This window comes from Stenotrophomonas sp. GW821-FHT09E08, from assembly GCF_059416125.1.
Genome location: NZ_JBWKOO010000003.1, coordinates 50,970 through 72,897, shown reverse-complemented (window position 1 = coordinate 72,897; position 21,928 = coordinate 50,970). Strand labels below are relative to the sequence as shown.

The 21,928-nt window shown below is 64.5% G+C and carries 24 protein-coding genes; 14 read left to right on the top strand and 10 right to left on the bottom strand.

The genetic code is table 11. The features are described from left to right. Positions 1-12: 12 nt before the first annotated feature. The 5 genes from AC07M7_RS04995 to AC07M7_RS04975 all read left to right on the top strand — a co-directional run bounded on the left by AC07M7_RS04995 (position 13) and on the right by AC07M7_RS04975 (position 5,554). On the top strand, positions 13-1,134 hold the full coding sequence (locus AC07M7_RS04995) for a TrbL/VirB6 family protein (RefSeq protein ID WP_495206872.1): 1,122 nt from the start codon (positions 13-15) through the stop codon (positions 1,132-1,134). Then, complete coding sequence (locus AC07M7_RS04990; RefSeq protein ID WP_495206871.1) at positions 1,115-1,696, top strand: DUF4189 domain-containing protein; 582 nt, start codon at positions 1,115-1,117, stop codon at positions 1,694-1,696. The genes AC07M7_RS04995 and AC07M7_RS04990 overlap by 20 nt, the downstream gene beginning before the upstream one ends. Before the next feature lie 887 nt (positions 1,697-2,583). Beyond that, positions 2,584-3,120 carry a hypothetical protein gene (locus tag AC07M7_RS04985; protein WP_032129521.1) on the top strand — a complete coding sequence of 179 codons (537 nt, stop codon included), beginning with the start codon at positions 2,584-2,586 and terminating at the stop codon, positions 3,118-3,120. A gap of 57 nt (positions 3,121-3,177) precedes the next feature. Beyond that, positions 3,178-4,182, top strand: a complete 1,005-nt coding sequence (locus tag AC07M7_RS04980) for an XVIPCD domain-containing protein (RefSeq protein WP_495206870.1) — start codon at positions 3,178-3,180, stop codon at positions 4,180-4,182. 97 nt (positions 4,183-4,279) lie between these two features. Then, positions 4,280-5,554, top strand: coding sequence for a hypothetical protein (locus tag AC07M7_RS04975; protein ID WP_495206869.1), 1,275 nt, complete (start codon positions 4,280-4,282; stop codon positions 5,552-5,554). A gap of 54 nt (positions 5,555-5,608) precedes the next feature. On the opposite strand, the gene AC07M7_RS04970 is transcribed toward AC07M7_RS04975, so the two are convergent. The 3 genes from AC07M7_RS04970 to AC07M7_RS04960 are packed head-to-tail and all read right to left on the bottom strand — an operon-like array spanning position 5,609 to position 8,284. After that, positions 5,609-6,937 carry an XVIPCD domain-containing protein gene (locus AC07M7_RS04970; RefSeq protein ID WP_480982227.1) on the bottom strand — a complete coding sequence of 443 codons (1,329 nt, stop codon included), beginning with the start codon at positions 6,935-6,937 and terminating at the stop codon, positions 5,609-5,611. Continuing rightward, a complete protein-coding gene (locus AC07M7_RS04965) occupies positions 6,934-7,587 on the bottom strand; it encodes a hypothetical protein (protein ID WP_480982226.1) in 654 nt (217 codons plus the stop codon). The genes AC07M7_RS04970 and AC07M7_RS04965 overlap by 4 nt, the downstream gene beginning before the upstream one ends. A 40-nt stretch (positions 7,588-7,627) precedes the next feature. Further along, on the bottom strand, positions 7,628-8,284 hold the full coding sequence (locus AC07M7_RS04960; RefSeq protein ID WP_482997874.1) for a hypothetical protein: 657 nt from the start codon (positions 8,282-8,284) through the stop codon (positions 7,628-7,630). A 268-nt stretch (positions 8,285-8,552) separates the two neighbouring features. On the opposite strand from AC07M7_RS04960, the gene AC07M7_RS04955 reads away from it, so the two are divergent. Further along, positions 8,553-9,050 (top strand): GNAT family N-acetyltransferase, encoded by a 498-nt coding sequence (locus AC07M7_RS04955; protein ID WP_136638199.1) that lies wholly within the window; start codon positions 8,553-8,555, stop codon positions 9,048-9,050. A 22-nt stretch (positions 9,051-9,072) separates the two neighbouring features. On the opposite strand, the gene AC07M7_RS04950 is transcribed toward AC07M7_RS04955, so the two are convergent. The 3 genes from AC07M7_RS04950 to AC07M7_RS04940 all read right to left on the bottom strand — a co-directional run bounded on the left by AC07M7_RS04950 (position 9,073) and on the right by AC07M7_RS04940 (position 10,611). Continuing rightward, on the bottom strand, positions 9,073-9,279 hold the full coding sequence (locus AC07M7_RS04950) for a hypothetical protein (RefSeq protein ID WP_136638198.1): 207 nt from the start codon (positions 9,277-9,279) through the stop codon (positions 9,073-9,075). A 58-nt stretch (positions 9,280-9,337) separates the two neighbouring features. Next, positions 9,338-9,775 (bottom strand): acetyltransferase, encoded by a 438-nt coding sequence (locus AC07M7_RS04945; protein ID WP_337302704.1) that lies wholly within the window; start codon positions 9,773-9,775, stop codon positions 9,338-9,340. 68 nt (positions 9,776-9,843) lie between these two features. After that, positions 9,844-10,611 carry an NAD(P)H-dependent oxidoreductase gene (locus AC07M7_RS04940; RefSeq protein ID WP_136638196.1) on the bottom strand — a complete coding sequence of 256 codons (768 nt, stop codon included), beginning with the start codon at positions 10,609-10,611 and terminating at the stop codon, positions 9,844-9,846. 78 nt (positions 10,612-10,689) lie between these two features. Here AC07M7_RS04940 and AC07M7_RS04935 point away from each other — a divergent pair, with 78 nt between their 5' ends. The 5 genes from AC07M7_RS04935 to AC07M7_RS04915 all read left to right on the top strand — a co-directional run bounded on the left by AC07M7_RS04935 (position 10,690) and on the right by AC07M7_RS04915 (position 14,585). Then, on the top strand, positions 10,690-11,049 hold the full coding sequence (locus AC07M7_RS04935; protein ID WP_057501872.1) for a winged helix-turn-helix transcriptional regulator: 360 nt from the start codon (positions 10,690-10,692) through the stop codon (positions 11,047-11,049). Positions 11,050-11,124: 75 nt separating this feature from the next. Beyond that, a complete protein-coding gene (tadA, locus tag AC07M7_RS04930) occupies positions 11,125-11,649 on the top strand; it encodes a tRNA adenosine(34) deaminase TadA (protein WP_136638195.1) in 525 nt (174 codons plus the stop codon). A gap of 74 nt (positions 11,650-11,723) precedes the next feature. Next, complete coding sequence (gene orn / locus AC07M7_RS04925) at positions 11,724-12,296, top strand: oligoribonuclease (RefSeq protein WP_295381518.1); 573 nt, start codon at positions 11,724-11,726, stop codon at positions 12,294-12,296. A 114-nt stretch (positions 12,297-12,410) separates the two neighbouring features. Then, positions 12,411-13,283, top strand: a complete 873-nt coding sequence (locus AC07M7_RS04920) for an EcsC family protein (protein ID WP_046986287.1) — start codon at positions 12,411-12,413, stop codon at positions 13,281-13,283. Positions 13,284-13,469: 186 nt separating this feature from the next. Next, positions 13,470-14,585, top strand: coding sequence for an alkene reductase (locus AC07M7_RS04915; RefSeq protein ID WP_495206868.1), 1,116 nt, complete (start codon positions 13,470-13,472; stop codon positions 14,583-14,585). Positions 14,586-14,713: 128 nt separating this feature from the next. Here AC07M7_RS04915 and AC07M7_RS04910 read toward each other — a convergent pair whose 3' ends face one another. The 3 genes from AC07M7_RS04910 to ppsA all read right to left on the bottom strand — a co-directional run bounded on the left by AC07M7_RS04910 (position 14,714) and on the right by ppsA (position 19,031). After that, positions 14,714-15,607, bottom strand: a complete 894-nt coding sequence (locus tag AC07M7_RS04910) for a mechanosensitive ion channel family protein (protein ID WP_337302706.1) — start codon at positions 15,605-15,607, stop codon at positions 14,714-14,716. 111 nt (positions 15,608-15,718) lie between these two features. Then, positions 15,719-16,492: a hypothetical protein gene (locus tag AC07M7_RS04905; protein WP_337302707.1), complete on the bottom strand. Its 774-nt coding sequence runs from the start codon at positions 16,490-16,492 to the stop codon at positions 15,719-15,721. 160 nt (positions 16,493-16,652) lie between these two features. Beyond that, positions 16,653-19,031: a phosphoenolpyruvate synthase gene (gene ppsA / locus AC07M7_RS04900; RefSeq protein ID WP_046986290.1), complete on the bottom strand. Its 2,379-nt coding sequence runs from the start codon at positions 19,029-19,031 to the stop codon at positions 16,653-16,655. 144 nt (positions 19,032-19,175) lie between these two features. Here ppsA and ppsR point away from each other — a divergent pair, with 144 nt between their 5' ends. The 3 genes from ppsR to AC07M7_RS04885 all read left to right on the top strand — a co-directional run bounded on the left by ppsR (position 19,176) and on the right by AC07M7_RS04885 (position 21,184). Further along, a complete protein-coding gene (gene ppsR / locus AC07M7_RS04895) occupies positions 19,176-19,997 on the top strand; it encodes a posphoenolpyruvate synthetase regulatory kinase/phosphorylase PpsR (protein WP_012511422.1) in 822 nt (273 codons plus the stop codon). Between the two features lie 148 nt (positions 19,998-20,145). Further along, on the top strand, positions 20,146-20,655 hold the full coding sequence (locus AC07M7_RS04890) for a DUF1249 domain-containing protein (RefSeq protein ID WP_253078486.1): 510 nt from the start codon (positions 20,146-20,148) through the stop codon (positions 20,653-20,655). 40 nt (positions 20,656-20,695) lie between these two features. Further along, positions 20,696-21,184, top strand: a complete 489-nt coding sequence (locus AC07M7_RS04885; RefSeq protein WP_046986291.1) for an NUDIX hydrolase — start codon at positions 20,696-20,698, stop codon at positions 21,182-21,184. Positions 21,185-21,259: 75 nt separating this feature from the next. On the opposite strand, the gene AC07M7_RS04880 is transcribed toward AC07M7_RS04885, so the two are convergent. Then, complete coding sequence (locus AC07M7_RS04880) at positions 21,260-21,907, bottom strand: class I SAM-dependent methyltransferase (protein ID WP_495206867.1); 648 nt, start codon at positions 21,905-21,907, stop codon at positions 21,260-21,262. Positions 21,908-21,928: the final 21 nt, after the last annotated feature.

Sequence of the window (21,928 nt, the reverse complement as noted above, 5' to 3'; positions counted from 1 at the left end):
ATGAGTCTAGGGATGGTGGGCGGCATGTTTGGTTCAAGTGCGCTGGATATGCTGCAAAACCTGCACGTGACGTCGTCGGTTGGCGACTTCATGTTCTTTCGTCTGATCCTCGATTATCTCCACAAGGAGATTGCGGATTTCGGTATCGCATTGCTCGGGAGAATGATGAAGTGGGTTGGGGCCATCGCGCTCACACTCATGACGCTTTGGGTCCTTATCCAAGGCTTCCGGATAGCTACAGGCCGCAGCCGGGACTCGATGATGATCCTTGTCACCAACATGGCGAGGGCAGCGTTGATTGTGTCGGTGGCGACCACCATGGCCATGTTCGGTCGCGACCTCCATACGTTCCTGAACAAGGATGTGAAGAACGAGATCACCCAGGTCATCACCGGCAAGAAGGACTCCCCGGAGGATCTCATCGATGAGAATCTTGGCTACATGCAGCTTGCCCTGGCTTCAGTGGACACATTGGATGTCGTTGGTGATGTGACCCTGGACAACGCTAAGACGCGTGCCATGTGGTTCATCGGAATGGGAACTGGCGGACCCGCCGTGACGGCCGGCTCCATGTTGCTTCTCTATGAGGTCGCATTGGCCCTGTTCATTGGCCTTGGGCCATTGTTCATTCTTTGTCTGCTATTTGATCAGACCAAGCAGCTATTCCAGAAGTGGCTGATGTATGGCATAGGCACGATGTTCTCGATGGCGGTGCTGGCTGCAATGACTGCGATCGCGATGAAGATGGTGGCAAAGGTTGCGCTGGCTTTCTGGGGGTCGACCTTGCTCGGAAGCCTGATGGGTGAGAACTTCACCGAAGGCATGTCAAGCATGGCCTTGCAGCAGGGCGGCATGGGTTTGATTCTGACGACGTTGATTCTTACGTCGCCGCCGATGGCTGCGATGTTCTTCCAGGGCACGCTGGGTAGCTTCATGGCTTATTCGCAGATTGGCGGCTCACCAGCCGCACAGCCGGGACCGCAAGGGCAGCCGCCTGGTTCGGTGGCCAGTGCACCTACTCCAGCTAGTTCTCCCAGCGAAGTGAGTGCTACCCGAACCATAGTTGCGACTCCGAATTTCTCCGGCGGCAGTACACCAGCGGGTAGTCGTGGCAATGCGCAGGACTCCACCTGATTCACAAGCTATGAGAGATATCCATATGCATAAATTTCTACTCGCTCTCTTTGCTCTTGTGGTCTTCGGTGGGTGGGGTTTTATGGAAAATGCCGCTGCGGAAGGAAACTGTCCGCCTGGCTTCTACCCAATCGGAGGTCAGGGTGTTCAAGGGTGCGCTCCGATTCCTGGCGCCAATGCGGGGGCAGCGGGGCGGGGCGGAAATCCGCAGCCGCGTACGCGCTATATGGATCGATGGGGCGCCATTGCGTTCTCTAATGCTACGAGCGATGCAGGTGATGTGGTTGGTCGCGATAGCGAGGTTCTGGCTGAATCCGAGGCTTTGCGACAATGTGCCAGGAATGGGGCGCGCGACTGCAAGATGATCCTGAAGTACAGGAACCAATGCGCAGCTTGGGTCATGCCTTCGGAGAAGCGGATGGGCGCCGCAGGTGGTTTAGGGACTGGGTCTTCCGAGGCTCTCGCGGTAGTGGCGGCCAAAAGGAACTGTGCAGATCCATCCCAGAAGGGATGCCATGTTGTCTACAGTGCCTGCAGCCTCCCCGTTCTAGTAGGTGGATGAAGTCCAGCCGCGGTGCAAGATCGTATATGCGGATTGCAGTGAGCCTGTTTTGAGTGGTTCTATTTCATTCATGAAAAGCAGGAAGTCTTGACCTGTTTCTTGAGATGCTTGCAGTTGAGTAATGGCTCCATGGTCCGGGATTCAAGACAGGCGTTCGACATGTAGGGGTGCTTTGAGGAATGGACGAACAAGATCATGCTCTTTATGAGACTTGTTCTCGCTCCGGTATTGGCATCGGTTCCTTCCTCTCGGCTGGCGAGGACGGCCGCCGGATTCAACCAGTTCTGCAGATGGATAGTACGCCCCACCTATCTGCTGATCATGCGGCAATGCAATGAAATGGCCTGCCGTCGAGCAGGTCGTTTCTTTTCAGAATCGGTAGAACTGCAGCTCTCAGCGAAATTGGGCCTCTGCACTGTTGTCAACTCGAACCCTTTCCTTTTCTTCGCGGCTGCAAGCTGGTTGGCAGAATGGCTGCTACTGAAGTGGCTGTTCAACGGCCTGAGCGCGATGCTTCCAGTGGTGGTATTGGTAGCGCGAGCCGCAGGCAGGCAGCTTGTCCAAATAAGGCGCCATCCACGTTAACCGCGCTTTTTCTGTGATCAAGTGCGCTTTTCATCCAAAGTCCCCTTCGACGAGCGCCGCCTCCTCGAAGTAAGCTGCGTACGCGTCAAAATCCCGACGCATCGGTGCCATCGAGCGCAGGAGCTTTTCCGTCCATGAGGACTCTGACGACCCACGATGCGGATGATGATTGCGACCATCGCAGACGCCGCCGGGCCGGGGCTATCATCCGCCATGGCGGACACCGGAGCCTGCAGCGCAGCGCACGGTTTCCCGGTCGTCGCGCGGGTACTGGAAGGTCAGGATTGAAGGAGTCGCAGGGGATGCAGAAGGGGAGTGGCGTACACATGGACAATGCCTTGGCGTTCGTTCCGTCCGGCGCGAACCTGCTGGAGGCGGTACGCGGTGATCTCACCGGCAACGGGATCGACGACCAGTTGCTGGTGATCGATCAACCGGCACCCGACGGCTTGGTGCCCGGCGAGCACGGTCCTAACCGGGTGTTGTTGCTGCTGCTGGGTGACGCCGCGGGCCGATGGCAGTTGGCCGCGCGCAACGACAAGCTGGTGCCGTGCTCCACCCGTGGGGGCATTGCCGGCGACCCCTTCGCGTACGTGACCATCGAGGATGGCGCTTTCAGTGTGATCACCAACGGTGGGAGCCGTGAGCGCTGGAGCAGCATCTACACGTTCCGCTACGTTCCGGCCGACGAGGCCTGTTGGGTGCATGGCGTGCAGCGCAGGGTGGTCGACACCGAGACCGAGGCCAGTCATACACGCGATTTCTCGGCGGCCGAACTTGGTCGGGTGCGGTTCGAGGATTTCGATCCGTCCGTTGTCGCCGACGTGAGCTTGCCCTGAGTGCCATGCCTGTGAGGAGGCGGGAGTACCCAACGATGATCGAGCAGGAGTTTCACCGTGTCGCAGGATAGAGAGTCGCAGTTGCTGCGGCAGGCCACGGAGGCCGGCATCACCTCGTCCCGGGAACTGGCCAACTTCATGGCGCAGGCCGGGCACGAGTCCCGTGGCCTGAGCCGGCTCAATGAAAGTTTCAACTTCACGCGGGGTATCTCGCAGATCCCGGTGGAAGCGGCGTGGCGCAATGGCAATGGCGCGCTTGAGGGCGCCCGCCAGGACGCGTTGCGCGGCCGTCCGGAGAATCTGGCCGAGCTGATGTACGGCGGGCGCATGGGCAATGATGCGCCCGGCGACGCATTGAAGTATCACGGCCGCGGCTATCTGCCGCTGGTCGGCAAGGAAAACTATGAGCGTGCCGGCAAGGCGCTGGATCTGGATCTGGTGAATCAGCCGGAACTGGCCGCGCAGCCCGAGCACGCAGGCCGTATTGCGGTGTGGCAGTGGCAGACGCGGGTACCGGAGGCGGCGCGCGAGGATGTGCGCGAAGCGACGCGCGCGATCAATGGTGGCCTGAACGGCATCGAGGCCCGCCAGCAGCGATTCGATGCGTGGCAGCAGAAGCTGACGCCTGATGTGATGGCGCGGCTGGAGCGGGGCGAAGTCGGTGCGCCGGCGCAGAGTGTTGCCCGAGACATGTCGCAGACCGGTGAGCCCGGCAACGCGTTGTTCGAGGATGCGCGCCGGCACCTGCAGCAGATGGGACCACAGAATGGACTGCGCAGTGCACAGGAGCTCGACAATACCGCTGGCGCATTGGCGCTGGGGGCGCAGAAGGCCGGCCTGTCGCGTATCGATCATCTGCTGGCGGGCAACGACGGGCGCACGCTGTTTGCGGTGCAGGGCGCGCTGGGAGATCCGGCGATGCTGCGTGCGTCCGTTGACCGGGAGCAGGCCGCCCAGCAGCCGCTGGCGCAGAGCAGCCAGCAGTTGGCTGCCAGTGTCGCCCAGCAGGACCCGGCGGCCGCGCTCGCCCGCGAGCAGGAGCAGCGTTCTCGATCCCTGTAACACCTGATGCCGGCGGGCAGGGGACCCGCCGGCGCTTTACGTACGACGCGTGGCGCCCTGTGGCGCCGACATGGAAACCCACTCGGAAGGACACCACATGCGAATCGTTCCCTCGAATGCCCGGCACGTCGCTGCCCGCTGCGATGCATCCGCGCGCCGCCTGCCGCCGCTCTGGCTGCTGTCTCTTGGACTTGCCGCAGCGTCGGCACAGGCTCAGGCTCAGGAGACAGCGGCGCCCGTCGTGGAGGCGCCCATCGCCGCCGAGGCGATCGTTGACGCGCCTGCAGGGATGGCACCTGTTGCAGCGCCCATGGCCACCGAAGCCGTTGTCGCGGCGCCGGCTCCCGATGTACCGGCTGCCGTGACACCTCCTGCGACACCAGTGGTGGACGCGCAGCCGGCGCCGGCTGCAGACCCGACGCCTGTGCCCGTTGCACCCGCAGCGGCGGCGCCTGTCGCTGCACCGCCTGCTGTCGTCGAGCCAGCCGTCCCGGCGGTAGCTCCCGCGCCGCCCGCCTTGGTCATCGCGCCGTTGCCGCCCGAGCAGGCGACCGAGCGTGCGCTTGGTGCCCGCTGCCCGGTGGATCTGGCTGGGCGGCTGGCGGCCCAGGCCGAGCTGCTGATCGGCGCCTGCCAGGGCACGATGCCGGCGCATCTGGCCGCGCTGCTGGTCGCGCTGCCCCAGCAGGACATCCACCTGCCGCGCAGCTGGCGCGAGCGTGAGGTGCAACAGAAGGTTTGGTTCAAGGCGGTGCCGGGCTACGGCCAGCGCCCGGACTTCATCGCGCGGATGGGCGACATCTGGGTGCGCTCGCTGGAAGGACGCGACGCCGACAGCACGTTCTACCTGGTGTCGGCACCGTTCACCTGCAGCGACCGGGTCGCCAACCGCGATGAGTACGGCGCGGAGCCGGTACGTGTGCCAGCGGGTGACTGCCGCGAGGCCTATGTGGCCCAGCGTGTGTACCAGGTTCGCGGGGACGCCGCGCCGAGGGATGTGACCGCCGATGCCATGCCGGCCATGCCCCAGGTGACGGAGGCCGATCGTGCGCGGCAGCTGTCGCGCGACGGCCGGATCAGCCTGGACCACAGCAAGTTGCAGTACGGCCCGGCCATGCGCTGGTTCGTGCAGTACCCGGAGACGGCGCAGAAGGTCGGTCCGCGTGCCTACAGTGACTGGAACCGCGAGCACCTGGCCTTCGTGGTCTGGACTGGGGATCGCTTCGAGCTGCGTGAGAAGGTCGCGCGGGCGCAGTGGCCCTGTGATCCGGTAGCACCGGGCGATCGCGCCTGTGGTGGCTTCCCGGATTCCGGGCTGGATCTGTTCGTGACCGCCGGTGCGTCCGCGCCGGTCGCGGCCTCCAGCCCCTGAGGCAGAGGGCCGAAGTGACGCGGGAGCCGGAATGACCGGCTCCCGCGCTGTTCATCAGGCCTGCATGCTGCGGGTCTGGTTCTGCTGTTGTTCCAGTTGCTGATCGCGGTCCTGTGCCAGACGCTGTCCCGCGGCTTGCTGATCAATGCGCTGGCTGCTCTGCTCCAGCGGGGTGTTCATCGCCACGGCCGTGTCCACCGACACGCGCAGATGCGCCGGGTCGCCGCCCTGGCCCTGCACCGCGAAGCTGCGCGAGGCATCGGCATTCATCACCACTTCGTCGATGCGCTTGCCGCCTGCAGCGTGCATCTCCGCCGCCAGGCTACCGGCCAACTGCGTACTCATCACATCCGGCACGCGGCCGACGCGAACGTCCTGCGCATGCACGCCACGGATCGCGTCGTTGAAAAGCGGGTTGCCAAGATGAGTGGCATCGTCCATGCGCAGCATGCTGGTGTGGTGGCCGTTCTTCTCCGCCTCGCGACGGGCCGGCTCACCGGGTTGCAGCGGGCCACGGATGTGGTCGTACAGATCGACGGCACCGCCCGGGATGCCGCGTGCCGCGCGGGTGACGCCACGACGCAGTGACTCGACGTCGTCGCGGTACTCCTCGATCATCTTGGCGTTGTCTTTCGCCAGCTTCTGCGTTTCCGGGTGCTTCAGTACCGAGCCTTCGTTGAGGAAGTTGCCCAGTTTGTGCGCGCCGAATGAGCTGGTGGCCGCGATGATCGGACGGTCTGGAATCAGATCACGCAGGGCGTGATTGCTGAAGCCGTTTGCCGCGAGCGTCTTGATTTCATCGGGCTTGGCGTAGATGCGGACCTGGCCGAAGTGGGGCGATGCAGCACTGACCGGATCGGAGGCCATGACGTGGTTGATCATGGTGTTGCCGCCTTCCGGAATGCGGTAGCTGAGGCTGACCGCGCCGTAGGCGTTGAAGGTCTCGCCCTTGACGTTGAAGTGGTGCGAGGTGATCTGGGCCAGGGCACCGCCGAGGGAGTGGCCTGTGACGGTAACCTGGGGAGCAGGTCCGCCGCTCAAGCGGGACTGAAGTGCGGCGCCTTCAATTGTCCTCTGCGTCAATGCGATCGCGTCAGGTGCCTGCACATTTGTCCGTGCAACCACCATTCCACCATCGGTCAGAATTGCATCGCGGGCGATCTGCTCGGTACCACGATGGGCAATGACGATCTCTTTGCTGTCTACGCGTTGATAGACGGTACCTTGATAGCCATTGAGACGATTGTCGACATGCTCAAGGATCTTGTACTCATGACCGTTCAGTATGACCTTTTCTTCCTGGCCAGGGGCGCGTCGACCGACGGCGCGGTCCTTGTACGCGTCATCAGATAACGCTGCGTAATCCTGGGAGGTGATGGTCACGGTGCCACCTCACTTGCAGAAAGGCTGATCGTGAACAGCTTGTCCTGCAGATCGGCGGCATAGTTGCTGCGATCAGGCTCGCCACTCGCTGGGAAATTGGGAACGCGATCTGCCCGCGGATAGACCAGATCCGGGTAGTAGAGCGTATGGGCGCCACCTTCGGTCAACGGCTTGGCGTCTACGAAGGTCAGGAAGCGGGTTTCTTCCTCGGCGCCTGTGGCCTTCAGCATCGCCCCTGCGCCGCTGAACTCCCACTTGCACACGCCACGGCCGTAGTAGTCCTCATCCAGCATGCGGTCCACATACAACGTGCCGCGGTATTCGCCGTCGGCGACCTTGCGCAGCTCCACCGGCTCCTGGCTGGTGATGCGTGCGGCGGTGCCGGTGGCCGGTTCGATGTGTCCGCACTGGTCTTCGTTGGTCACGTCGTACTGCGCGACACCTTCGACCACCGCGAAATCACCGGGGGCATCCTTCAGGCGCAGCACCAGTTCATAGGCCTTGCGCGGGCTGGGGTTGAGCTTGGCGAGGCCACGCCCACCCTGGGCGACATCGGCTTCAGCAGCGGCACGTTCCTGGTTCATGGCGGTCTCCGGATTGCAGGCGGTCAACAGAAGCAGAGCAAGGCACGGGATCATCTTGTGGCGCAATGTCGGCCTCCTTGGGGGTAGGAATGGTTGAACTGGCAGCTCATGGCGCGAGTTTCTGCACAGTGGTGGTGGTCGAGAACAGCGCGTCGCGCAGCTCTCCCTTGTACTCCGAAGGATTCTCTTTGCCGCTGGCAGGATAGTTGGCAGCAAGCTCGGCGCGAGGATAGGCAACCTTCGGATAATAGAGAGTCAATGGACTCCTCGCGTCCATGCGTTCCTTGTCGACGAACGTCAGGAATCGAGTGTCCGCTTCGTCGGTCGTGGCGCGCAACATCGCACCAACTCCGGTCAGTGTCCAATGACAGACGCCGCGATCGTAATAGTCTTGGTCCTGCATGCGGTCGAGGTAGAACGTACCGCGGTACTCGTTCTCACCGACCTTGCGCAGCGTGACGAGCTCCTGGCTGGTAATACGGCTGGCGGTACCGGTCGCCCTCAGGACCCGGCCGCAGTCCTTGTGGTTGCTGACGTCGTACTGGGCAACGCCCTCGACCACCGTGAATGGACCAGGGGCATCCTTAAGTGTCAGTACCAGCTCGTAGCCCTGCTTTGGTGCAGGGTTGAGTTTGGCCAAGCCGCGCCCACCAGCGGCGACGTCGCGTTCGGCATCAGCATAGGGCGAGCATGCGGCCAGTGGGATAAGGGCGAGCAACGCCAGCAGCGGCTGCCTTTTCCTTTCAGGGAGCACTACTCCCATGGCCTGATCCTGCATCGTGCGTCCATGTCCATATATCCTTCCTGGGTGACAGGTTTCTCGATTATGGAGCGTGTCAGGAATGCTGCGCCACCGTCGCGACGGCTTTTTGACGCGCCCGATGCGGTGTATTCCGGCGAATCGATTGCAGCACAGGGGATTCGGGCGTCGCGTTGGACTTGCTGGCAGGGTCTGTTCGCGGTGGAATCTGCGACGTAAATCAATAATTCACACATTCATCACATTATCAAAGGCGTTCTCCTTGAGCTGCATGATCCGCACCGAAACCACGGCCGACCACGCCGCCATCCGCGCACTCACCGAGGCCGCCTTCCGCGAAGCCCCGCACAGCAGCCACACCGAGCAGTTCATCGTCGATGCGCTGCGTTCGCGTGGGGAGTTGAGCATTTCGCTGGTCGCCGAAACTCAGGGCCAGGTGGTCGGCCACATTGCCCTGTCGCCGGTGACGGTCAGCGATGGCAGCGCCGGCTGGTTCGGCCTGGGCCCGATTTCGGTATTGCCCGCATGGCAGGGGCAGGGCGTTGGCGCGGCCCTGATGCACGCGGCTCTGGAAGCCCTGCGCCAACAGGGCGCGTACGGCTGCGTGTTGCTGGGTGAGCCGGCGTACTACGGGCGCTTCGGGTTCCGTGCCGAGCCGGGCCTGGTGCTGCCGGGCGTGCCGGCAGAGTACTTCCAGGCGCTTTGCCTGCAGCCTCCGGTGGCACAGGGCGGGGTGCAGTACTCACCGGCCTTCGAGGCGACGGCCTGAGCCGGACCTGGCGCGCTGCAGCTCAGGGCGCGCGCCAGACGGTCGGTTCGGGTTGCGGCTTGGGAATGCGGTAGCCGCCGATATGCTCGAGCAGTGCGTTGGTACGGCGCTGTTCGACCAGTACCTCACGCAGCAGATTGCGCACAGCGAAGATGGCGAACGGCACCAGGATCCAGACCAGGCTGATTCCCAGCGCAAACAGGGTAAACAGCGCTTTTGCACCATCCATGCACGGCATTCCTTGATCGAAAGCAGCCACGCTAGCACGCGGCTGCTGCCGACGGATGTCAGGCCTTATGCCGAAGGTGGATCAGCGGATACGGGCGGCCCTGCGAATCCAGCGGCGAGCGACCGGTTTCGACGAAGCCCATGCGCAGGTAGAAGCCTACGGCCTGCGCGTTCTGTGCGTTGACGTCGGTGCTCAGCTGCGGGTGCAGCGCCAGCGCATGCTGCAACAGCTGCCGACCGATACCGGTGCCGCGCGCGTCCGGATCGATGAACAGCGCTTCCAGGTGGGTGCCATCGATCAGCATGAAGCCCTGCGGCTGGTCCTGTGCATCGACGGCGACGGTCATCGGCGTCTGCGGCAGGAAAGCGGCTACTTCGGCATCGATGGCCTGGCGGTCTTCGGCACTGAGGAAGTCATGGGTAGCGTCGACGGCGCGACGCCAGAGGTCGACGAGGGCGACACCGTCGTCGGCGCGCGAGGGGCGCAGAGTGGTCATGGGTTCACCAAGGTGCTTCGGAAGAGTGCGCATTATGAAGCCTTCCGGCTGCAGGTGCGGGCGCGCACTCATCCATCGTTGCGATGGCGGATGAAGGGGCTATGGGTCTTTGCCTCGGCGCGCAGCACCACGCCATCCTCGAAGTCCCCGCTGTCGTTGAAAGGCACGATCGGCCACTGCCTCCACCGAGCAAGCCGTTCCAGGTAGTTGCGCGTAGCCGTGGCGAGCGCCTCATCGTGGGCCTGCTTACGCTCCGCTGCATGCCCTGAGCGCACGCCGTGCACCATATGCGGCTCCATCACCTCAAAGCCGATGTAGCGCAGGCTGTACATCAACGGCCACAGCAACAGCCGGGTATCGCCTTCACGGCCATCGACCGCGCACGCCCGCGCCGAAGAGCCGGTGGTGACGCTCAGCAACGCACGCTTGCCCTGCATTACGCCATGTTCGTGGCGCTGACGGCTGTTGTACATCGGCCCATAGACCAGCACGCGGTCCAGCCAACCCTTGAGGATGGCCGGCGCCGCGAACCACCACAGCGGGAACTGCAGGATCACCAGGTCTGCGGCCCGTAGCAGGTGCAGGTGACGTTGCACATCGGCGGGCAACTGGTCGTGTTCGGCGCTGTAGCGTTGTTCGCGCTGGGCATCAAAGCGCTCGGGCTGCAGGCGCCGTGGATGGTGCCAGGCCGCTTCCAGCGGATCGAAGCCTTCCGCATAAAGGTCGACCACGTCCACCTGCAGGTGGTCGTGCCGCAGCTGCTCGGCCCCCTGCACGGCCAGGTGGGCGTTGAAGGAGCGGGGTTCGGGGTGGGCAAGCAGGATCAGGGCGCGCATGGAGCGAGGTGTTCGAGGAGTGTGCGACCATCCTCGCGGTGCCGGCATGCCCCGGCAATTACGCACCTTGAGGTAACCATGGCCTTTCCCGGAGATGTCTATGCCGCCGATTGCTCGGCGCGCGATGCGCTGGCGCTGATCTCGGGCAAGTGGGTGATGCTGTTGTTGCCGGCGTTGGCGCAGGGCCCGCAACGCAACGGTGCGCTGCTGCGGAAGATCGAAGGCATCTCGCAGAAGGTGTTGACCCAGACCCTGCGGCAGCTGGAGCGCAATGGCCTGGTCGAGCGGTGTGATCTCGGTAGCAAACCACTGCATGTGGAGTACCACCTGACCGAGGTCGCGCGCGGTCTGGTCGAGACGCTGTCCGCCCTGGACCGCTGGGCCGAGCATAATTTTCCCGCACTGGACGCGGCCCGCGAGCGCTTCGACGCGCGCTAGCGGCACCTGCACGGCCGCGGGCGTACAATGCGGCCCCGGCGGCCATCCTGGCCCTGCAGACACGCGAGAACCGCCATGACCGACGCCCTGGGCGTGCCGGTGCACGACACCGACGAACACTGGATGCGCCATGCGCTGGCGCTGGCCGAGCGCGCGCAGCGCGAGTTCGACGAGATTCCGGTGGGAGCCGTGCTGGTGAGCGCCGATGGCCAGCTGCTGGGCGAAGGCTGGAATCTCAACATCGCCTCGCACGACCCCAGCGCGCACGCCGAGATCGTGGCCATGCGTTCAGGTGGAAAACTGCTCGCCAACCATCGCCTGCTCGGCAGCACCCTGTATGTGACCCTGGAACCGTGCGCGATGTGTGCGATGGCGATTGTGCATGCGCGCGTCGCACGACTGGTCTACGGTGCCAGCGATCCCAAGACCGGGGCCTGCGGCAGCGTGTTCGACCTGCTCGGCGATGCCCGCCACAACCACCGGGTGGAGATCCACGGCGGAGTGCTGGCCAAGGAAGCCAGCATGCGGCTGACCAACTATTTCCGCGCCAAGCGCGGCAAGCCGCCGCTGCTGCTGGAAGACCATGCCGGCGAGGCCTGAGGGGCGAACGGGTATGATGGGCGCCTCTTTCCATCACCGGTAGGCCGCGCGCCTGCCCAGCAACGAGGCGACACATGGCGGACAACGGCGCGGCCAACGAACGACTGATCTGGATCGACCTGGAAATGACCGGGTTGGATACCGACAACGATTCGATCATCGAGATCGCCACCGTAGTCACCGACGCCCAGCTCAACGTGCTGGCCGAAGGTCCGGAATTCGCCATCCACCATCCGCTGGAAACGCTGGAAGCGATGGACGAGTGGAACCGTAACCAGCACAGCCGCTCGGGCCTGTGGCAGCGTGTGGTGGACAGCACGGTGACCCTTGCCCAGGCTGAAGCGCAGACGGTGAATTTCCTGGCGCAGTGGATTCCGGCCGGCCTGTCGCCGATGTGCGGCAACTCGATCTGCCAGGATCGTCGCTTCCTGCACCGCCAGATGCCACGCCTGGAGAAGTACTTCCACTACCGCAACCTGGACGTGTCCACGGTGAAGGAACTGGCCAAGCGATGGGCACCGACCGTGGCCGCCGGCGTCGGCAAGAACAGCAACCACACCGCGCTGAGCGATGTGCACGACTCGATCGCCGAGCTGCGCCACTATCGCCAGTTCATGGGCGCGCTGTCGGGGTTGCCGACCTCTTGACCGGTAGTGCCGGCCGCTGGCCGGCAGTTCCAGGACTTTCGTGAGGTGTATAAGGTTGCCGGCCAGCGGCCGGCACCACTCTCCGTTCAACTCCCTGGCGCTAAGATCGGCGCCATGAACGAGCCCATCCTGCTCCCCCGCGATATTGCCCACGACGCCCGCGACTGGTCTGACCTGCAGCGAGCGGTGGCCCTGCTGGAAGCGCCGACCCTGACCGCGCGCATGGCCAATCTGGTCGGCACGCCGCTGGAGTTCGCGGTCAAGGCGCTGCCCAGCTCGGTCTCCAATCGCATCCACGGCGCGGTGCAGGCCGCGCTGACCAAGTCGGCGCAGGCGGCGCTGTGGAGCATGGACAACACCCCCGGCAAGGGGGCATCCACACGTTGGCACAAGCTGGCCGCAGCGACCTCCGGTGCGGTTGGCGGCGCCTTTGGTTTTGCCGCGCTGTTCATCGAGCTGCCGGTGTCGACCACCATCATGATGCGTGCCGTGGCCGACGTGGCCCGCAGCGAAGGCTTCGATCTGTCCGAGTTCAGTACCCGCCAGGCGTGCCTGGAGGTGTTCGCGCTGGGCGGCAACTCGCCGCGCGATGACGCCAGCGAGACTGGCTATTACCTGGCCCGTGGCTTCACCACCGATGTGATGCGCCATCTGTCGGCTGAGCTGGCCGGGCGCGTGGTGACCGGCCGTGACCTGACCCTGGGCGTGGCACCGAAGGAAGCCGGCAAGCTGCTGGCGAAGATGGTGGAGAAGGTGGCCGCGCGCTTCGGCGTGGTGGTTACCGAGAAATTCGCCGCGCAGGCGGTGCCGATCGTGGGTGCAGCTGCCGGTGCGACACTCAATACGATGTTCACCGATTACTACCAGGACATGGCGCGCGGCCACTTCATCGTGCGCAGGCTGGAGCGCAAGTACGGCGAAGACGTGGTGCGCACCTGCTATGACCGCGTGGCGCACGGCGGGGCGTTGATCGAGCCCACGTTGTAACGGTGGGTCAGAGCCCTTTCCTGCGGAAAGGGATCCGACTCCGACCTCGCACAGGGTCAGATCCCTTCCGCAGGAAGGGCTCTGACCCTTGCCTGCCAGGCACAACTGTTTTGCCACGATCCGCCTGTTGCGCTGCGGCATCCATCCCCATCCTTGCGGTCAGTCCCCCCGCAAGAGATCGCCGCCATGTTGTTCACTCCCCACCCTCTGGGCCTGTTGGCCCTGCCCAACCGCATCGTGATGCCGCCGATGACCCGCTCGCGTGCCGCCGACGGCAACGTTGCCACTGCGGAAATGGCCGCCTACTACGCGCAGCGCGCCGGTGCTGGCCTGATCGTCAGCGAAGGTACCCAGATCAGCCCGCAGGGCCAGGGCTACGCCTGGACCCCGGGCATCCACAGCGCCGAACAGGTGCAGGGCTGGCGACAGGTGACAGACGCCGTGCACGCTGCCGGCGGTCGCATCTACGCCCAGTTGTGGCACGTGGGTCGGGTCTCGCACGTCGCGCTGCAGCCCGGTGGTGCCGCGCCGGTGTCGTCGTCGGCGCTGCTGGCCGAAGGCGTGAAGGTGTTTGTCGATCCTACTGGCGCTGGTCCGCAAGCGGGCGTGGGCGAGATGATCCAGCACTCGATGCCGCGCGCGCTGGCCGAGGCTGAGATTCCGGGCATCATCGCCGACTACGCGCAGGCCACCCGCAATGCGCTGGCCGCCGGCTTCGATGGCGTCGAACTGCACGGGGCCAATGGTTATCTGATCAACCAGTTCATCGATTCGCAGGCCAACCAGCGCACCGACGGCTACGGTGGCGCGCTGCAGAACCGGCTGCGCTTCCTGCGTGAAGTAGTGGAGGCGGTGGTGGCGGTGGCCGGTGGTGAGCGCGCTGGCGTGCGCCTGGCGCCGCTGACCACCCTGCAGGGCGCGGTGGACGACACGCCGCAGGCCACCTATCTGGCTGCGGCACACCTGCTGGGCGGGCTGGGCGTGGGCTACCTGCACATCGCCGAGGCCGACTGGGACGACGCACCGCTGATGCCGGTGGCGTTCAAGCAGGCGCTGCGGATGATCTATCCGGGAACGCTGATCTACGCCGGCAAGTACACCGCCGAACGCGCGGAGCGGGCACTGGCCGAAGGCTGGGCCGACCTGATCGGCTTCGGCCGCCCGTTCATTGCCAATCCGGACCTGCCCGAGCGCCTGCGTCTGGGGGCGGAGCTGAATCCGCCGGATCGCGCGACATTCTTTGGCGGTGGCGCGGTCGGGCTTACCGATTACCCGACGCTGGAAGAAAGCGTCGCCGCCTGATCCCGGAGGCTGCCGGGCCGCGGCCGCCACTACCGGGGCGTGCGGGGCAGGGTAGTGCCGGCCGCTGGCCGGCATTTCAATCTCGGATCGCCGGTGGGTGGGTGCCGACCGTTGGTCGGCACTCCCGATCAAGGCTTGTCGCGCACCAGCGCGTCGGCCTCGATCACGCCGCCATCCTTGCCATGCAGGTACAGGTGCATGTCCTGCTGCGGATACGGAATGTTGATACCGGCTTTGTCGTAGCCCAGCTTCAGTTGCTCCAGCAGCGTCACCTTGGTGCCGAACCAGTCGGCCGACTTCACGTAGCAGCGGATGCCGAGGTTGATCGCATGCGCGCCGAGTTCGTACACCACCACGTCCGGTGCTGGCGTCTGCAGCACGCGCGGGTCGGCCTTCATCAACTGCAGCGCGGTGTCGCGTGCCAGCTGGATGTTGTCCTCGTAGCCGATGCCGATCACCAGTTCGACGCGGCGCGTCGGTTCGGCGGTCAGGTTGATGATCGGTGCGGCGGTGATCAGCGTGTTCGGAATGGTGGTGTGCTGGTTGTCGGCACCAGTGATGACGGTCTGGAAGATGCGCACCTCGCGCACCGTGCCGGTCTGCCCGGCCACCGTCACTACATCACCGACGCGGAACGGACGCAGCGTCACCAGCATCACACCCGAGGCGATGTTGGACAACGAATCCTTCAGGGCCAGGCCCACCGCCAGGCCGGCGGTGCCGAGCACGGCCAGCAGCGGGGTGATCTGCACGCCCAGCGTACCAATGGCCAGCACGACCACGATCACCAGCGACGTGGCATACACCACGTTGCGCAGGAAGCTGCCCAGCATCGGGTCCACGCCCATGCGCGCGGTGGCGCGCGGCATCGCATTGGACAGGCGTCGTGCCACCCACATGCCGACCAGCAGCACTACGATCGCGGCCAGCAATGGCACGCCGTAGGTCTCCAGCAGGCGTTCCCAGTCGAGCGAATGGAACCAGGAGGTCGTGGCGGGGGCGGGTGGGGCAGTAGCAATCATGCGGGCTCCTTGTCGAACGGGCGCGGCGCTCAAGAACGCCAAAAACTGAAAACCCCGCAGAGGCGGGGTTGCATGTGGGCAGATTATCGGCATCGCGGGATGAACGTGATGTCAGCCGCCTTCGATCAACGCGCCCGTACCCTTGAGCAGCGAGCGGAGTCCTTGTACCAGGTGCGGTTCTACCGTACTGAGCCAGAGGCGGCCGGGCACCAGTTCGTCCAACGTGCAGCCGGGAGTACCTTGCAGTATCCCCGCCAATGTCTTGCCGGGCGCGACGGACACACCCAACTGCACTGGATTCAGCAGGCTAAGCGGGAAGATGTTGCGGGCCTTGTGCAGGCGCACCTCTGGCGGGGCGTCATACCAGATCTGGTTGCGGTCTTCTTCGTCCTGCGGCTGTGTGCCATCGCAGTAGCTCGCAATGTAGGCCTGTGGGCTGCGCTCGAATGGGGGATGGGTCACGTAGCCGAAGTCCCAGTCATACAGGGTGATCAGCCTCACCAAGAGCTCCCGGAATGAATGCGATTCCAGGGGGAAGCGATTGTCCCTGGAGAACAGAGTCAGTTCCGTTCCAAGATCACCACAGGAGGAGAAATCAACTGATGCCGTCAGATCGTAAGCCGGCGCATCACTTCCTTTGGGTACAGCGACAACGCTGAGGAGGGTCAGCTCCTTGAAGCTGCTGGCCAGAAGTCTTCGATGTGCTGCATTGCCCAGCTTCGCCAACTTGCTGCTGTGGCCCTTTCCGTCAGACGCAAAGTAGGTGGCCTCTACTCCACGCTTTTCGAGCATGGATATAGCCAACTCGTGAAACTTCTGGAAATCCTGCGCTCCTGCCAGTGGGCCGGAGTAGTTGAACAGTCCAAGTGCGAACGGGATGGTCATGGGGCGAACCTTGCCGGCAAGTGATTCCAGTCCTCCCAGTGTGCGTCGGCCATTTCAGGGCGCCTACTGGAATAGTTGCAAATGACATATCGGTCCAGTTGGTCCCCAAAAGCAGAAACCCCGCCGAGGCGGGGTTTCTTTATTCAGCCTTACAGCCGGATCAGCCGTTGGCCTTCAGCTTGGCCAGGCGCAGCCAGGTATCGACCACGGTGTCCGGGTTCAGCGACACCGACTCGATGCCTTCCTGCATCAGCCACTCGGCCAGATCCGGATGATCGGACGGGCCCTGGCCGCAGATGCCGACGTACTTGCCCTTGGCACGTGCTGCCTTGATCGCCATCGACAGCAGCTTCTTCACCGCCGGGTTACGTTCGTCGAACAGGTGCGCGACGATCGACGAATCGCGGTCCAGGCCGAGGGTCAGCTGGGTCAGGTCGTTGGAGCCGATCGAGAAGCCGTCGAAGATCTCCAGGAACTCATCGGCGAGCAGTGCGTTGGACGGCACTTCGCACATCATGATGATCTTCAGGCCGTTCTCGCCCTGCTTCAGGCCATTCTGTTCCAGCACCTCGATGACCTTGCGGCCTTCTTCCAGGGTGCGCACGAACGGAATCATGACCCACAGGTTGTCCAGGCCCATTTCGTTGCGCACGCGCAGCACGGCCTTGCACTCCAGCGCGAAGGCGGCCGAGAAGCTCGGGTCGACGTAACGGCTGGCGCCGCGGAAGCCGATCATCGGGTTCTCTTCGTGCGGCTCGTAGTTGCTGCCGCCGATCAGGTTGGCGTACTCGTTGGACTTGAAGTCCGACAGGCGCACGATCACGGCGTTCGGTGCGACCGAGGCAGTGAGGGTGGCGATGCCTTCGGCCAGGCGGTCCACGTAGAAGCCGACCGGGTCGGAATAACCGGCGATCTTCTCGTCGATCTTCTTCCTGGTCGCCGCATCCTGGCGGTCGTACTCCAGCAGCGCGTTCGGGTGGATGCCGATGTGGCTGGCGATGATCATTTCCAGGCGCGCCAGGCCGATGCCGGCGTTCGGCAGCTGGCCGAAGTCGAAGGCACGTTCCGGGTTGGCCACGTTCATCATGATCTTCAACGGTGCCGGCGGCATGTTGCCCAGATCGGTGGTGGTGCGCTCGAAGCCCAGCTTGCCTTCGTAGATGAAACCGGTATCGCCTTCAGCGCAGCTGACGGTGACCAGCTGACCATCTTCGATGACCTTGGTGGCGTTGCCCGAACCGACCACGGCCGGCACGCCCAGCTCGCGCGCGATGATCGCGGCGTGGCAGGTACGGCCACCACGGTTGGTAACGATGGCCGATGCACGCTTCATCACCGGCTCCCAATCGGGGTCAGTCATGTCGGCGATCAGCACGTCGCCCGGCTGCACGCGGTTCATGTCGTCCAGCGTCTTCACCACGCGGGCCACGCCGGCGCCGATCTTGGCACCCACGGCACGGCCCTCGGCCAGCACGTTGCCGCCCTTTTCGGTCAGCGCGAAGCGCTCGATCTGGGTGGCATGGCTGCGCGACTTCACCGTCTCCGGGCGCGCCTGCACGATGAACAGCTTGCCGCTGACACCGTCCTTGGCCCACTCGATGTCCATCGGGCGGCCGTAGTGCTTTTCGATGACCAGCGCCTGCTTGGACAGTTCCTGCACGTCCTCGTCGCTGATCGAGAAGGTGTTGCGCAGTTCTGCCGGGGTGTCCTCGATCCTGACGCGCTCGCCGGGGACATCCGAATACACCATGCGGATCGCCTTGCTGCCGAGCGAGCGGCGCAGGATCGCCGGCTTGCCGGCCTGCAGGGTGGGCTTGTAGACGTAGTACTCGTCCGGGTTGACCGCGCCCTGCACGACCATTTCGCCGAGGCCGAACGAGGAGGTGACGAACACCACGTCGCGGAAGCCTGACTCGGTGTCCAGGGTGAACAGCACGCCGGAGGAACCGACGCCGGAACGCACCATCAGCTGCACGCCGGCGGACAGGAACACGTCTTCATGCTTGAAGCCGTGGTGCACGCGGTAGGCGATGGCACGGTCGTTGTACAGCGAGGCGAACACTTCCTTGACCTTGTGCACGACGTCGTCGGCACCGGTGACGTTGAGGAAGGTTTCCTGCTGGCCGGCGAAGGACGCATCCGGCAGATCCTCGGCAGTGGCCGACGAACGCACGGCCACGGCCACGTCGCCGCCGCCGTTTTCGGCGCTCAGCTTGGCGTAGGCGGTGCGGATGTCCTGGTCCAGCTGCGGCTGCAGCGGCGCGTCGATCACCCAGCTGCGGATCTCCTTGCCGGCGGCGGTCAGCGCGTTGACGTCTTCGACGTCCAGCGTGGCCAGCTTGTCGAAGATGCGCTTGGACAGGTCGTTGTGCGCGATGAAGTCCTTGAAGGCTTCAGACGTGGTCGCATAACCTCCAGGAACGGAGACGCCCAGACCGGCCAGATTGCCGATCATCTCGCCCAGCGAGGAATTCTTGCCGCCTACGCGGGCCAGGTCGGCCAGACGCAGTTCGTGCAACCACAGGATGTTCTCGTTCAAGCGCGATGCTCCGTTTGGCCATCGCCCGAGGCGGGCTGAGTGGCCGCGTCCGTAGGAAGAAGCCGATATGATGCCGGGCAGACCGCTGTCGGCACAAGCTTGTGTTGGCGGCCCTTTTAGGCTTCGTAGGGGGTAAAAGCGCGCATGTCGACCATCCGTCCGGTGTTCTACGTTTCCGATGGAACCGGTATCACCGCTGAAACCATTGGGCATAGCCTGCTGACCCAGTTCTCCGGGTTCAGCTTCATTACCGACCGGATGTCGTTTGTAGACGACCCCGAAAAAGCCCGGGAAGCCTGTTCCCGGATCCAGGCGGCGGGGGAGCGTTACCAGGTCAGGCCGATCGTGGTGAACTCCTGCGTGGACCAGAGCCTGAGCCTGATCCTGGCCGAGAGCGGGGCCCTGATGCTCGATGTGTTCGCGCCATTCATCGAGCCGCTGGAGCGTGAACTGTCCAGCTCGCGCGTGAACCGGGTGGGGCAGGCGCACGGTATGGTCGACTTCGACACCTACCACCGCCGCATCAACGCGATGAACTTCGCGCTGACCCATGACGACGGCATCGCGGTGAATTACGACGACGCCGACGTGATCCTGGTGGCGGTGTCGCGGGCCGGCAAGACGCCCACCTGCATCTACCTGGCCCTGCATTACGGGGTGCGTGCGGCCAATTACCCGCTGACCGATGAGGATCTGGAAAGCGACCGCCTGCCGCCGCGCCTGCGCAACTACCGGCGCAAGCTGTTTGGCCTGACCATCGACCCGGACCGCCTGCAGCAGATCCGCCAGGAGCGCCGCCCGAACTCGCGCTATGCCAACCTGGATACCTGCAAACGCGAGGTGGCAGCGGCCGAGGTCATGTTCCAGATGGAACGCATCCCGACCCTGAGCACCACCCATACCTCGATCGAGGAGATCTCCAGCAAGGTGCTTGCCACGCTGGGGCTGCAGCGCGAGCTGTATTGATCCTCGTCTGTTAGAGCCGGCCGCTGGCCGGCTGGTCGATGAACCCTCGGCCGTGATGCGGGGCTGCCGGCCAGCGGCCGGCACTACCCAGGGGTTGGCTTGCACGTGCGCGCCCCCACGTTGAAGCACCAACGTGTAGGATCGACCCATGGCCCGAGCCTTGCCCCGCACCGAACGCATTCCCCGCATGAGCCGGCTCAGCTGGCTCATGGGCCTGTACGCGGAAAACTACCGCCATCTGGTGCGCCTGTTCGAACCGGCCGGACTGGTGGCGGGCAGCTACATCTCCTCGATCGGCGACGGCCTGGATGTTCGCCTGGACGTGATCGAGTGCCACCGCTACACGGTGGAACTGCGCCTGACCTACGACCTGGCCGATCCGGTCACCGGCGAGCCGGATCCCTCGGCCTATGTACGCCTGTACCGTGATGCGCGCCAGGCCGAGACCACCCACTGTTATGTCGGCCGCCGCTGGCAGGACACGATGGGCCTGTACCCACCGCCGGCGGAGCTGATCAGCCACCGCATGCGGATGAACACCTTCCTCGGCAAGTGGCTGGAATACCTGGCCGAACGCGGCCACGGCGTCGCCACCCTGCGTCGTGATCCCGACGGCGCCAGCACGCCCGCCGAGCGCCGCCTGTCGCTGGTGCGCTGATCGGCCATAATCCACGGCTGACCTGCCGCTGGATGCTGCCATGCCGTATACCCCGATCGTCGCCACCCTGGGCTACGTGCTGTCGCCGGATCGTCGCCAGGTGCTGATGATCCATCGCAACACCCGTCCAGGTGACCACCACCTGGGCAAGTACAACGGCCTGGGCGGCAAGATCGAACCGACCGAAGACGTGGCCGCCGGCATGCGCCGCGAGATCGCCGAGGAAGCCGGCATCGACTGCATGGACATGCGCCTGCGCGGCACCATCAGCTGGCCGGGCTTCGGCAAGCATGGCGAGGACTGGCTGGGCTTCGTGTTCGTCATCGACAGCTTCGAGGGCAGCCCGCATGGGGGCAACCACGAGGGCACCCTGGAATGGGTGGATGTGGACAAGCTCGACCAGCTGCCGATGTGGGAGGGTGACCGCAACTTCCTGCCGCTGGTGTTCGACGCCGACCCGCGTCCGTTCCATGGCGTGATGCCTTACAAGGACGGCCGCATGGTGAGCTGGTCCTACAGCCGGCTGTGACCCGGCTCGCCGGGCATGGCCCGGCGCTACCCATCCGGCGCAGCCTCGGTAGCGCCGGGCCATGCCCGGCGAGCATTACCGCCGTTGCGCCAGCAGCAGATGGAAGTGCTTCTCGCGAACCTGCCCGTCATTGCCGGTCGCGGTTTCCCGATGGCTGCGCCAGGCCGAGACAGTGAAGCCAGATACGCGCAGGGCCAGTTCCACCGCGTCCAGCTCGTGCAGCTGGAAGTCGCTGGCAAATGGCAGGCTGCGCATGAAGGCCGCGTCACCGAAGGCCAGGCACAGCCGGCCACCCCGGCGCAGCACCCGCGCCAACTCGTCGAGCACCGGCGCCAGGTGCGGCCAGAAGTACAGGGTATTGACCGCCAGCGCGGCGTCCATCGAGGCGTCGGCGACCGGCAGAGCATGGGCGTCGCCATGGCGCATCGCGGCACGCTCAGCCAGTCCGGCACTGGCCAGGCGCTGGTTGCCGGCCTCGACCATGGCCGGGGACAGCTCGATACCCAGATAGTGGCTGCCGGCCTGTAGCAGCTGTGGCGCGAATGCAGCATTGCCCGGACCGATCTCCAGGATCCGTTCGCCGGCGGAGGCCGCCAGCAGCCCGATCGCGGCCTGGTTGAGCGCGCCGTTGCTGCGGTTCATCGCGTCGGCCACCTCCAGCGCAGCCTCGCCATGGGGCTGCCGCAGCTGTGCGGCCAGGGTAGGAGCATCCAGCATCATCATCGTCCGTTGCAGAGTTTCGGA